Below are 12,133 nucleotides of genomic sequence, written 5' to 3'. Positions count from 1 at the left end.
GCGGCCGGCCCCCCCCACCACCGCCGGGGCGGGGGGCGGTCCGGCGCCGCGGCGCCTCCCCGCGGGGGCGCGGGGCGGGCCCCCCCCCCCCCCCACGTCCCACCCCCCGATGTGAAAGGCACCTGACCACGCCTTTCACGTCTCACCCCCCGATGTGAAAGGCACGCACATGAGCACCGACGAATCTCCCACCGGGCGCGAGAGCCGCGTCGCGGTCAACGAGGACTGGGCCGCCACGGCCGTCGGCCTGGTCCTGCTCGTCCTCGTCCTCACCGGCGTCATCCCCGTCGGGCTGGTGCCCTGATGAGCACCGTCACCGACACCCGCGCCACCTGGCACGGGACAGCGCTCGGCGTCCTGGTCGTGCTCGTGCTGGCCGCCGCCACCCGCGTCCTGGAGAAGGGCGTCCCCGGCTGGTTCCCCGGGTCCGGCCTGGCCAAGGCCGTCGAGTTCCCGGTCTACGCGATCGCGCTCGGGCTGCTCGGCAACGCGCTGCTCACCGCGTCCGGGCTGCGGGAGCGGCTGTCCGGCGGGTTCCGCACCGAGTTCTTCATCAAGACCGGGCTGGTCCTGCTCGGCGCGTCCATCAACCTCAAGGTGATCGTGACCGCCGCCGGACCCGCCGTGGTCCAGGCGATCGTGCTGATCAGCGCGGTGTTCCTGTTCACCTGGTGGCTCGGCGGACGGCTCGGGCTCGACGACCGGCTGCGCGCGCTGCTGTCGTCGGCCGTGTCGATCTGCGGGGTCAGCGCGGCCATCGCGGCGGCGGGGGCCGTCCAGGCCAGGAAGGAGCAGCTCGCCTACAGCGCCAGCCTGGTGATCGCGTTCGCGCTGCCGTCGATCTTCGTCCTGCCCGCCCTGGCCTCGCTGCTCGGGCTCCCGCCCGAGGTGGCGGGGGCCTGGATCGGCGGCAACATCGACACCACCGCCGCCGTCACCGCCGCCGGGACGATCGCGGGCGAGGACGCCCTGGCCATCGCCACGATCGTCAAGGTCACCCAGAACGCGCTCATCGGCGTCGTCGTGGTCGCGCTGACCGCCTGGTTCGCCTTCCGGGTCGAGCGGCGGGCCGACGCCGAACGGCCCGGCCTGATCGAGTTGTGGCGGCGCTTCCCGAAGTTCGTGCTCGGGTTCGTCGCCGCGTCCGTGGTCGCCACCTGGTGGCTGACGACGGTCGCCGCGGGCGAGGGCAAGGCGGTCATCGGGGTCGCCAACGACCTGCGGACCTGGTTCCTGATCCTGGCGTTCGTCAGCATCGGGCTGGAGTTCCGGGTGTCGGCGCTGCGTGAGGCCGGATGGCGGCCGGTCGCCGTGTTCGCCGCCGCGACGGTGGTCAACGTGGTCGTCGCGCTGGCCCTGGCCCTGGCGCTGTTCTCCGGTTTCACGGCCGGCTGAGAGCCCCGCCCCCTGAGGGCGGGGCCGTCCCGCTAGGCGACGGGCAGCTCGGCGGGGTCCGCCACCCGCACGATCGAGCCGCTGATCTGCTGCGGGTTGCGGATCAGGTTGAGGATCGGGCACACCCGCTCGACCTCGGCGTGCAGCCCGGCCAGCTCCTCGTCGGAGGCGGGCGAGCTGATCTGCACCTCGTAGGTGAAGTTGTGCGGGGACACCGGGACACCCTGGTCGCCCGGGAGCTGGGCCTTGGGGTCGTACTCGGCGCGGACGTCCACCTCCAGGGAGTCGATCGGCACCTCCAGCTCGGCCGCCTTGATCAGGAAGATGTGCGTCACGCAGCTGCCCAGGACGCCGGCCTGGAGCTCGGGCGAGCCGGGGCCGAGGTCGTAGCCGGCGAAGTCGGGGCCGCTGTCGCTGATGATCTGGAAGTCCCTGATCCTGATGCGCCGGATCCCGCTGCGGCCCTCGGCCGTGACGTGGGCGTGCAGCGGCACCGGGCCGCCCGCCGGGGCCTCCCGGCGGGCCAGCAGGGCGGCGCGCTTGTGCGACAGGTACTCGCGAAGGGTGCTCATGGGTCTTTCTCTCCGGAAGGGGTTCAGCTCAGGGTCACGTGGCCGAGCGGGGTGTCGATGACGGCCCGCAGGGCGGGCTCGGGCCCCTCGGTGACGTCGAGCGTCACGTCGAGCGCGGCCAGGTCGCGGCGGAGCGCGCCGGGGTCGGGGTGGACGGCGGCGAAGGAGACCAGGCCGACCAGCGGCAGGTCCGTGGCGGCCGGATGGGTGGTCGAGCCCCAGTCGATGAGGAAGGGCACCGGCCGGACCGCGGCCGGGTCCTCGCGCCGGGTGAGTCGCCACTCCAGCAACTCCCCGGACGGGGTGCGCCGGGACAGCGGCTGCACGTCGCCGGGGTCGTAGCCGCGCTCGCGGGCCAGCTCCACGGTCTTGTCGAGGTCCCGCGGATGCACGGCCCAGGCGGCCAGGCGGGGTTCGGTCAGCGTCTCCAGCCCGAACGCCCTCGGCCGCACCTCCGACTCCGGGTCCGGGCCGATGATCTCCAGGTACGCGTCCGGCCCGAAACGCACCAGGTAGTTCGCGGTGCCCCCGGGATGGCTGCCGCCCCGGACGGGCCGCACGCCGGTGCGCGCGGCGAAGTCCTCAACCCCCTTGAGCAGGTCGGGCACGGCATGAACGAGGTGGTCGAGGTGACGGTCGGTCATCGGTGGTCCTCCGGTTCGCCGAGTGAGAGCATGAGCCGGTTCGCCCAGTTGAAGAAGGCGGCGGCGTGGATGGTGTCGCTGATCGCCAGGTCGTCGAGCCCGGCCGCGCGCAGCGCCGCGAGGTGCTCGGGCCCGAACTCGACGGGTGTGGCGGCCAGCGCAACCGAGGCGTCGACGACCGCCCGCCAGGTGTCGTCCTGCGGCGCGTCCACCCCCTCGTCGAGCAGGCGCTGCACGTCCTGCGGGCGCTTGGAGTGGTGGGCGGCGAAGCGGGCGTGCACCGACGCGCAGAACACGCAGCCGTTGCGCCGCGAGGTGGCGGTCGCGGCCAGCTCGCGCTCGGCGCGCGGCAGCCCGCCGTCGGCGTTGTAGAAGATGTCGTTGTCGGTCTTGGTGCGCGCGTGCAGGATCTCGGGGTCGCGGGCCAGCAGCAGGAAGTACGGCGACGACGCCCGCGCCCGGTCCACCAGCGCCTCGTGGTGGGCCTCGGTCAGCTCCTCCGGCGCGAGCGGCGGCAGCCAGGGCTTCCAGCCGAGCTGTTCCTGGGTGAATCCGGTGCTCACGCGGCCACCTCCTGGCCGAGCAGCCGGAGCCCGCCGACCACCCTGACCTGGAAGGCGAGGAAGGCGACGAGCTGCGACAACGTCACCACGCCCGTCGGGCTCCAGCCCGCCGCCGCCAGCGCGTCCAGGGCCTGCCGGCTCGCCTCTCGCGGCCGGAAGACCAGCAGGTGCGCGTGCTCGAACGCGGCGGCGAGCCGGACGCCCAGCTCGTCCGGGTTCCGTACCCGGTAGCGCAGGCCCTCGTCGCTCTCGGCGGCCAGCGGGGCGGGGTAGACCCCGTACGGGCCGGTGGTGACGCCCGCCTCGACCTCCGCCTCGACGGTCTTCAGCAGGCCGGGGGCCAGCTCGGCGAGCCGGTCGGCGTAGAAGCCGGCGACGACGGCGTCGCGGTGCAGCCCGGCCACGAAGGCCGCGACCGCGTCCCGTTCGACGAGGGTGACCTCGCCCTCCTCGTCGGGGACGAAGAGCGCGTCGAAGCCGCGCTGGGCGTGCTCGCGGGCGGCGGGCCGCAGGTCGCGCAGCTTGTCCAGGCGGGAGCCCGGTCTTATCTCGGCCAGGTGGTCGATGACGTCGTTGATCATGTGGAGCTCATTTCGGTGGAGGGGAGCCAGCCGAGCGCGGGCGCGACCTCGGTCGCCAGCAGCTCGATCGAACGGAGGACGAGCGGATGCGGCGGGTCCACCGAGTGCACCTGGAAGACCAGGTCGGTGACCCGTTCGAGGGTCGGGTCGGCGCGCAGGCTGTCGATGACGTCCTGGGGGGTGCCCACGTGCACGTCGAAGGCGGCGATGCGGCTGTCGAGGTCGCCGCCGGGCAGCTCCCACGGCAGCGGGCGGCGGCCGAGCCCCGCTTCGGCCAGGCGCAGCGCCTCGGCCCTGTTGTCGGCCACGAACGCGGTCCGCGAGGCCACGATGCGCGGGACGGCGCCCGCGGGCAGGTTCTCGTGGTAGGCGTCCACGATCGGCTGTTGCAGGTCGGCGAGCGTCGCCTGCGGGTCGTCGGCCGGCCGCGGCTGCGTGCGCGAGAGCATCAGCCCGTTGCCCGCCCGGCCGGCCCGCGCTCCTCCGGAGACCGAGAACGTCGCCTCCCAGACGGCGCCGGCCAGCCGGGGCGCGGGCGGGTAGAGCCGGTTGCCGCCGCCCAGGTCCTCGCCCGACCAGGCCCTGAGCAGGATCGACAGGTGCTCGGCGTACAGGGTGGCGCGGTCGCCGCTGTCGTGCCCGAACGGCCCGAACGACGACGGCGTCCCGCCGCTGCCGACCCCGACCTCCAGCCGCCCGCCGGTGAGCAGGTCGAGCACGGCGGTGTCCTCGGCCACCCGGACGGGCTGCTCCAGCGGGAGGGTGATGATGCCGGTGCCGAGACGGATGCGGCTGGTCCTGGCCGCCACGTGGGCGAGGAACACCAGCGGCGCGGGGAGCCCGCCCTCCTCGCCGTCGAAGTGGTGCTGGGCCACCCAGGCGGTGTCGAACCCGAGCGACTCCGCGTGCGCGATCTGCTCGGCGGCCAGCCGGTAGCGCTCGGCCGGAGGCGCCTCGTCCAGGACCCGGGTGAAGAAGCCGAGCCTCATCGCACCGGCTCCGGGATGGCGGCGAGCAGCTCGCGGGTGTAGTCGTCGGCCGGGTCGGTGAAGACCCGCCGGGTGGATCCTGATTCCACGATGCGTCCTTTGTTCATGACGGAGACGGTGTGTGAGATCTGCCGCACCACCGCCAGGTCGTGCGAGATGAAGAGGTAGGTCAGGCCGAGGTCGCGCTGGAGCTGTCCGAGCAGGTCGAGGATCTGCGCCTGGACGGTGACGTCCAGCGCCGAGACGGCCTCGTCGAGCACGAGCACCTCCGGGCCGGCGGCCAGCGCGCGGGCGATGGCCACCCGCTGCCGCTGCCCGCCCGACAGCTCGCGCGGCCTGCGGGAGCTCACGTCGGCGGGCAGCGCCACCCGGTGGAGGAGTTCCGCGACGCGGGCCCGGCGGGCGGCCCGGTCGCCGAGCCCGAAGTTGCGCAACGGCTCCTCCACGATGTCGGCGATCGACTGCCTCGGGTCCAGCGACCCGTACGGGTTCTGGTGGACGAGCTGGACGTGACGGCGGAATCCGCGGCCGTCGGGGGCCCCGGTGACGGTGACCGTTCCCGACGTGGGCTCGGCGAAGCGCACCACCATGCGCGCGGTGGTGGTCTTGCCCGATCCCGACTCCCCGACCAGGGCGTGCGTGGTGCCGCGCGGCACCTCGAACGAGACGCCGTCCACGGCCCGGAAGGCCCGCCGGCCTGAACGGAACTCCTTGACCAGGTCGCGCACCACGATCGCGGGCTCGGCGGCCACCGGCTCGCGGAAGGGACGGGCCGACAACGCGGGGGCGTCGTGCAGCAGCCGCCGGGTGTAGTCCGCGCCGGGCGCCGCCAGGATCTCCCTGGTCGGGCCCTGTTCCTCGACGCGGCCGTCCTTCATGACGACCAGCCGGTCCGAGCGGCTCGCGGCCACGCCGAGGTCGTGGGTGACCAGCAGCACGGCCGTGCCGAACTCGGCGCGCAGGTCGTCGATGAGGTCCAGGATGCGCCGCTGCACGGTGACGTCCAGGGCGCTGGTGGGCTCGTCGGCGATGATCAGCCGGGGTTCGAGCGCGACGGCGATGGCGATCAGCACGCGCTGGCGCATGCCGCCGGACAGCTCGTGCGGGTACTGGCGGGCCCGCGTCTCGGGGTCGGGCAGGCCGACGCGGGTGAGCAGTTCGACCACCCGGCGCCGGACGGCGGCCCGGTCGCCGCGCTTGTGGATGCGCAGCACCTCGGCGATCTGCGCCCCGACCGTCTTGACCGGATCGAGGGAGTTGGACGGATCCTGCGGCACGAGCCCGATCTGCGCCCCGCGTACGGACTCCATCCGCCGCGGCGACCAGGTCGCCAGGTCGTTCTCGCCCAGCAGCACGCTGCCGCGCTCCAGCGAGGCGTTGCCCGGCAGCAGGCCGATGATCGAGTGCGCGGTCGTGGTCTTGCCGGACCCCGACTCGCCGACGACCGCGACGACCTCGCCCGGCTCGACGGTGAAGGAGACGCCGTGCACCGCCGGGCGGCCGTCGTAGGAGACCGCGAGGTCGCGGACGTCGAGCAGGCTCACGAGGACTCCTTGGCGATGGACCGGCTGATCCGGCCGGCGGCGAGCACGACCGCGACCACCACGGCCCCGGGCAGCGTGGTCAGCCACCAGGACGTGGCCAGGTAGTTGCGGCCCTCGGCGATGAGCAGCCCCCACTCGGGGGTGGGCGGCTCGGCGCCGTAGCCGAGGAAGCCGAGCGTCGAGATGGCCAGGATGGCCACGCCGAACTGCAGGGCGGCCAGCGCGACGACGGGACCGAGCGAGTTGGGCAGCACGTGCCGCCACAGCACGGCGGTGAACCGGCCGCCGCTGCCGAAGGCGGCCTCCACGTAGTCGGTGCGGCGCACCCGGACGACCTCCGAGCGCGACAGCCGGGCGAACGCGGCGACCGAGCCGACGCCGACCGCGACGGCCACGTTCACCGTCCCCGGGCCGAGCAGGATGATCATGACCAGGGCCAGGAGCAGGCCGGGGACCGACAGCAGCACGTCCACGACCCGCATGACGGCGGCGTCGGTCACCCCGCCGAGCGAGCCGGCCAGCAGCCCGAGCAGCGTGCCGAGCAGCAGGCCGACCGCGACGGCGACGAACGCCCCCGACAGCGAGTTCACGGCTCCGTGCACCACCCGCGCGAACACGTCACGCCCGACGGCGTCGGTGCCGAACAGGTGCTGCCCGCTCGGCGCCTGGAGCTTCTCGACCGGCACGCCGGCGATCGGGTCGTACCCGGTGAACAGGCCAGGGACGACCGCCCACAGCAGCACCACGGCGATCACCGTCCAGGACAGGATCAGGCCGGCCCTCACGACGCCGCCTTCAGCCGCGGGTCGAGCACCGGGAACAACACGTCCACCACCAGGTTGACCAGGACGAACACCGCCGCGGCGAGCACCACGACGGCCAGCATCACCGGCGTGTCCTGGGCGGTCACGGCCTGCTCGGTGAGCCGCCCGATGCCGTTGCGGCCGAAGACGGTCTCCGTCACGACCGAGCCCGCGATCAGCTCGCCGAACGTCAGGCCCGCCACGGTCAGCGTCGGCAGCACGGCGTTGCGCGCCACGTGCCGCCACAGGATCCACCAGCGGGTGGCGCCCTTGGCCGCGATCACCGGCACGAACGGCTGCGCGTACACCTGGTCGATGCCGCGCGCCAGCACCTGCGCGATGGGCGCCGAGATCGGCACGGCCAGCGTCACCACCGGCAGGACGAGTTGCTGGAGCTCGCCGCCGCCGATGACCGGCACCAGCCGCAGCCGGAAGGAGAAGACCTGGATCAGCAGGATCCCCAGCCAGAACGCCGGGACCGAGATGAACAGCGACGGCACCGACAGCAGCGCCCCGCGCAGCCACGACGTCCTGCTGTAGCTCGCCACGAAGGCGATCACCACGGCGAGCAGGACCGCCAGCGCGAACGCCGCCGAGGCCAGCCGGGCCGTCTCGGGCAGCGCCTCGCCCAGGCGCTCGACCACGGGGGTGCCGGTGTCGATCGAGTAGCCGAAGCCGCCGGTCAGGAAGCCGGACAGGGTGCGCAGGTACTCGCCGATCGGCGAGCCGCCGCTGTAGTACGCCCGGATGTCGGCGATCTGCTGCGGCGACAGGCCGAGCTCGGGGTTCTGGAACTTGATCAGGATCGAGTCGCCGGGCAGCAGTTGCAGCAGCACGTAGCTCGCGGTGAAGGCGGCCCACAGCACGAGCACCGCCTGCCCGGCCCTCGTCAGGAGGTACCTGGTCATTGCTGCGTCTTCCAGGCCGAGTAGAACCACGGGCGGGCGACCGCCTCGAAGGCCACGCCCTTGACGTACGGCGCGCCGCCGTACACCTGGGGCTCCTCGAACAGGGGGATGGCGTAGCCCTGGTCGATCACGTACCGCTGGATCTCGGCGACCTTGGCGTTGCGCTCGGCGTTGTCGGGCTCGGCGGACTCCTCCTCCAGCAGGGTGTCGAGCTTCTTGTCCTTGGAGAGGATGACGTCGCGGTTCTGGCTGTGGAAGTGGCTCTTGATGACGTCCTGGTCGGCGCGGCCGACCATGCTGTGCGCGACGGCGGTCTTCTCGGCGTCCTTGATGTCGACGGCCTGGGTGCCGGCGTCGGCGGGGCGGATCTCCAGTTGCACGCCGAGCTTGGCCCACTGCTGGCCGACGAGTTCGAGCGTCTGCTTGGACAGCGGCTGCGGCCCGGCCACGAAGACGCCCAGCCGCAGCTTGACGCCGCCCTTCTCGCGCACGCCGTCGGCGCCCTTGGTCCAGCCGGCCTTGTCGAGCAGCTCGCCGGCCTTGACCGGGTCGTAGGCCAGGTCCTTCGACAGATCGACGTACCCCTGGGCGAGGTGGCTGAGCACAGAGGTGGCGCGCGGGTAGCTCGCGGTGAACAGGGTGTCCACGACCTCCTTGACGTCGGTGCCCGCCTGGAGCGCCTTGCGCACGTCGAGGTCCTTCAGGATGCTGTTGGACGGCCGCAGGTACAGGCCGTTGTTCACGCCCCTGGTCGGCTCGGCGTAGATCTGGAAGCCCGCGTCCTTGACCGTCTTCTCGTCGTAGGCCTGGACGTAGCGCACGAAGTCGGCCTGGCCGGAGGTCAGCGCGCCGACCCGGACGTTGTCCTCGGGCGTCACGATGATCTTGATCTCGTCCAGGTACGCCCGCCCCTGGTGCTTGGAGGAGGGCGGCGCCCAGTCGTAGTCCTTGCGCGCGGCCAGGTCCACCTCCTTGTCGACGATCTGGTTCTTCAGCGTGAAGGGGCCCGAGCCGACGATGTTCTTGAGCTGGCACTGCTGCTCGTACGGCAGCGAGATCGTCTTCTTCGACACCAGCCCGGCCCCGATGACCGAGGTGCCCTGGAGGAACCCGGGCGAGGGCTTCTTGAAGTGGAACTTGACGGTCAGCGGGTCGACGACCTCACTGCGCTCGTAGTTGTTGACGAACTCGGCGACCGGCAGCTTGAGCTCGGTGTTCCCGAGGCCGTACACGTCGAAGTTGGCGGCGACGGCGGCGGCGTCGAGCGGGCTGCCGTCGCTGAAGGTCACGCCCTGGCGCAGGTGGAAGGTGTACTCGGTGGCGTCCTTGTTCACCTCCCACTTGGTGGCGATCCAGGGCTCGATCTCCAGGGTCTGAGGGTTCTGCCAGGTCAGCTTGTCGGTGATCTGGTTGAGGATGCCGCCGTTGGGATAGAAGCCGGCGGCCGGCAGGTAGAGGCAGGTGGGCGGCTGGTGCTCCAGGTAGGTCAGCGTGCCGCCGTAGACCGGCTGATCGCTGGACGGCGCCGCGCCGGCAGCACCCCCTTGACCACCACAGGCGCCGAGGAGCCCAACGACGGCGAGCATGACGGCTGCGGTGCGCAGGTTGGATGAGGACATGGGGGTACTGCCTTTCAGACAAAACATACCTAAAAAGTAGGAAAAGGCTACAGCAAACGTGGCACCGAAGCCACCAGGGCCTCGGTGTAGGCGTGACGCGGGCGGGTGAACACCTCGCCGACCTCGCCCTCCTCCACGACCTGGCCGTCCTTCATGACCAGCACGCGGTGGCTGACGTGGTGCACGACGCCCAGGTCGTGGGAGATGAACACCATCGCCGTGCCGTCCTCGGCCTGGATCCCGGCGAGCAGGTCGAGCACCTGCGCCTGGATCGAGACGTCGAGCGCGGAGACCGGCTCGTCGCAGACCAGCACGTCGGGGCGGGGCCCCAGGGCCCGCGCGATGGCCACGCGCTGACGCTGGCCGCCGGACAGCTCGCGGGGACGGCGGTCGGCCGTCCCCGGCGGCAGGCCGACCCGGGCCAGCAGGTCGAGCACGCGGGCCCGGCGTTCGCCGCGCGGCAGCCGCAACGGCTCGGCGACCAGGCGGCCCACGGTGTGGCGGGGGTCGAAGGAGCCCAGCGGGTCCTGCGAGACGAGCTGGATCCGGGGCCGCAGCGGGCGGCGGCGGCTCTCCGGCAGGTCGCTCCAGGGGCGTCCGTGCAGGCTGACCCGGCCCGCGTCGGGCGCCAGCAGGGCCAGGACCAGCCGGGCGAGCGTGCTCTTGCCGGAGCCGGACTCGCCGACGACGCCCAGCGTCTCGCCCTCGTGCAGGGTGAAGGAGACGTGGTCGACCACCACCCGCCGCCCGTACGCGCGGGTGAGGCCCGTACCGGCCAGCACCCGGGCATACGGGTCCGGCTCGCGTACGGCGATGGGCGGGCCGGCGGTGAGCCGGGAGCCCCGGGAGGCCGCCGACGGCACGGCGGCCAGCAGCGCGCGCGTGTACGGGTGGGCCGGGGCGCCCAGCACGTCCCGCGTCCGGCCCTCCTCGACGACCCGGCCGTCCTTCATCACCAGGACACGGTCGGCGATCGAGGACACGACGGCCAGATCATGGCTGATCAGCAGCAACGCCGTGCCGGCCGCCTTGCGTTCGGCCAGCAGCCGCAGGACCTGGGCCTGCACGGTGACGTCGAGCGCCGTCGTGGGCTCGTCGGCGATGATCAGCTCGGGGTCGGCCGCGATGGCCGAGGCGATCAGCACGCGCTGCCGCAGCCCGCCCGAGAGCTGGTGCGGCCGCTGCCGGGCCCGCAGGGCGGGCTCCGGCACGCCGACCGCCGCCAGCAGGTCGAGCACCCGCTCCGCGCGCCGGGCGCGGGGCACGACGTCGTGCGTGGCCAGCACCTCGGCGATCTCCGCGCCGACGGTGCGCAGCGGGTCGAGCGAGACCAGCGCGTCCTGGAGCACCAGCCCGGCGAACCGGCCGCGCAGCCGCCGCCACTCCCGCTCGCCGAACGCGAGCGCGTCCCGCCCGGCGACCGTGAACGCCGAGGCCGTCACGGACGAGCCCGGCCCGGTCAGCCCCAGCAGGGTGCGCGCGGTGACGCTCTTGCCCGACCCCGACTCCCCCACGATCGCCACGCACTCCCCGGCCGCGACCGACAACGAGATCCCGTGGACGACCTCGGCGTCGCCGAAGCTCACCCGCAGGTCCTCCACGGCGACCAGCGCGGAGCCGGCGGGCCGGGCCACGGCGGGCGCGGTGCCTTCGTCCCGGACGGCGGTCATGGGGTCCTCCCTTCGAAACGGCGTTGCAGCCGGCGTCCGACGACGGTCAGGCAGACCACGGTCAGCGTGATCGCCAGGCCCGGGAACAGCGCCTCCCACCAGGCGACGCGCAGATAGTTGCGGCCCTCGGAGAGCATCGCCCCCCATTCGGCGGCCGGCGGTTGCGGCCCCATGCCGAGGAAGCTGAGCCCCGAGCCCGCGATGACCGCCGTGCCGAGCCCGATCGTGGCCAGCACGGGGACGGGCCCGAGCACGTTCGGCAGCACGTGCCCGAACGTGATCGCCGCGGGCGGGCGACCGAACGTGCGGGCCTGCTCCACGTACCCCGATCGGCGCACCACGAAGGTCTGGGCGCGGACCACGCGGGCGTAGTTGGGGATCTGCGCGACGGCGATCGCGAGGATCACGTTGACCGTGCCCGGCCCGGTGATCGCCACGACGAGCAGCGCGAGCAGCAGCTCGGGCAGCGTGGACAGCACGTCGAACGAGCGGGCCAGGGCCTCGTCCAGCCATTTCGGCGACAGCCCGGCGGCCAGCCCGAGCAGCGCGCCCGTCACGACCGCGAGCAGGGTGGCCCCGACGCCGATGCTGATCGAGTGCCGGGCGCCGTGGACGACGCGGGCGAGCACGTCCCGGCCGAGATGGTCGGTGCCGAGCGGGTGCGCGCCGCCCGGCGGGGACAGCGCGCCGAGCGGGTCGGCGGCCAGCGGGTCCGCCCCGGCGAGCAGCCCCGGCGCCAGCACGGCCAGCGCGAGCAGGGCGAGCAGCAGGACCGGCGCCGCCGTCCGGAGCGCGGCGGCGGACGGGCGGCGGCGCGGGAGCGCGAGAACCGGCGCGCTCATCGC

Annotated in this window: 13 protein-coding genes; 2 read left to right on the top strand and 11 right to left on the bottom strand. The window is 73.3% G+C overall.

Annotation, left to right across the window (positions count from 1 at the left end; all coding sequences use genetic code 11):
* Positions 1-169: 169 nt before the first annotated feature.
* A complete protein-coding gene (locus tag AB0J97_RS09905) occupies positions 170-304 on the top strand; it encodes a hypothetical protein (protein ID WP_357702791.1) in 135 nt (44 codons plus the stop codon).
* Entirely contained in the window at positions 304-1,395 is a 1,092-nt protein-coding gene (locus tag AB0J97_RS09900; protein ID WP_364086650.1) for a putative sulfate exporter family transporter, read from the top strand. Before AB0J97_RS09905 ends, AB0J97_RS09900 begins: the two co-directional genes overlap by 1 nt.
* A gap of 32 nt (positions 1,396-1,427) precedes the next feature.
* Here the strand turns inward: AB0J97_RS09900 and AB0J97_RS09895 are convergent, their stop codons facing one another.
* Genes AB0J97_RS09895 through AB0J97_RS09845 form a run of 11 tightly spaced genes read right to left on the bottom strand, consistent with a single transcriptional unit; the run spans position 1,428 to position 12,130 of the window.
* Positions 1,428-1,967: an OsmC family protein gene (locus AB0J97_RS09895; RefSeq protein WP_357702795.1), complete on the bottom strand. Its 540-nt coding sequence runs from the start codon at positions 1,965-1,967 to the stop codon at positions 1,428-1,430.
* Between the two features lie 23 nt (positions 1,968-1,990).
* The gene (locus tag AB0J97_RS09890) at positions 1,991-2,611 is read right to left on the bottom strand and encodes a VOC family protein (protein ID WP_364086646.1); all 621 of its coding nucleotides are present in this window, start codon (positions 2,609-2,611) and stop codon (positions 1,991-1,993) included.
* On the bottom strand, positions 2,608-3,174 hold the full coding sequence (locus tag AB0J97_RS09885) for an alkylhydroperoxidase domain protein (RefSeq protein ID WP_357702799.1): 567 nt from the start codon (positions 3,172-3,174) through the stop codon (positions 2,608-2,610). The genes AB0J97_RS09890 and AB0J97_RS09885 overlap by 4 nt, the downstream gene beginning before the upstream one ends.
* Positions 3,171-3,755: a CMD domain protein gene (locus AB0J97_RS09880; RefSeq protein WP_364086643.1), complete on the bottom strand. Its 585-nt coding sequence runs from the start codon at positions 3,753-3,755 to the stop codon at positions 3,171-3,173. The genes AB0J97_RS09885 and AB0J97_RS09880 overlap by 4 nt, the downstream gene beginning before the upstream one ends.
* Positions 3,752-4,744, bottom strand: coding sequence for a putative FMN-dependent luciferase-like monooxygenase (locus AB0J97_RS09875; protein ID WP_364086641.1), 993 nt, complete (start codon positions 4,742-4,744; stop codon positions 3,752-3,754). Before AB0J97_RS09875 ends, AB0J97_RS09880 begins: the two co-directional genes overlap by 4 nt.
* Complete coding sequence (locus tag AB0J97_RS09870; RefSeq protein ID WP_364086639.1) at positions 4,741-6,288, bottom strand: ABC transporter ATP-binding protein; 1,548 nt, start codon at positions 6,286-6,288, stop codon at positions 4,741-4,743. The genes AB0J97_RS09875 and AB0J97_RS09870 overlap by 4 nt, the downstream gene beginning before the upstream one ends.
* Positions 6,285-7,073 (bottom strand): ABC transporter permease, encoded by a 789-nt coding sequence (locus tag AB0J97_RS09865; RefSeq protein ID WP_364086637.1) that lies wholly within the window; start codon positions 7,071-7,073, stop codon positions 6,285-6,287. The genes AB0J97_RS09870 and AB0J97_RS09865 overlap by 4 nt, the downstream gene beginning before the upstream one ends.
* Entirely contained in the window at positions 7,070-7,999 is a 930-nt protein-coding gene (locus tag AB0J97_RS09860; RefSeq protein WP_357702809.1) for an ABC transporter permease, read from the bottom strand. Before AB0J97_RS09860 ends, AB0J97_RS09865 begins: the two co-directional genes overlap by 4 nt.
* Positions 7,996-9,618 carry a TIGR04028 family ABC transporter substrate-binding protein gene (locus AB0J97_RS09855; protein WP_364086634.1) on the bottom strand — a complete coding sequence of 541 codons (1,623 nt, stop codon included), beginning with the start codon at positions 9,616-9,618 and terminating at the stop codon, positions 7,996-7,998. The genes AB0J97_RS09860 and AB0J97_RS09855 overlap by 4 nt, the downstream gene beginning before the upstream one ends.
* Positions 9,619-9,665: 47 nt before the next feature.
* Positions 9,666-11,288, bottom strand: coding sequence for an ABC transporter ATP-binding protein (locus AB0J97_RS09850; RefSeq protein WP_364086632.1), 1,623 nt, complete (start codon positions 11,286-11,288; stop codon positions 9,666-9,668).
* Positions 11,285-12,130 (bottom strand): ABC transporter permease, encoded by an 846-nt coding sequence (locus tag AB0J97_RS09845; RefSeq protein WP_364086629.1) that lies wholly within the window; start codon positions 12,128-12,130, stop codon positions 11,285-11,287. Before AB0J97_RS09845 ends, AB0J97_RS09850 begins: the two co-directional genes overlap by 4 nt.
* Between the last annotated feature and the right edge of the window lie 3 nt (positions 12,131-12,133).

Source organism: Nonomuraea sp. NPDC049607 (genome assembly GCF_040675375.1).
Classification (GTDB): Bacteria; Actinomycetota; Actinomycetes; order Streptosporangiales; family Streptosporangiaceae; genus Nonomuraea.
Note: the sequence above shows the minus strand (reverse complement) of the source record. Positions and strands in the feature narration are given on the sequence as shown.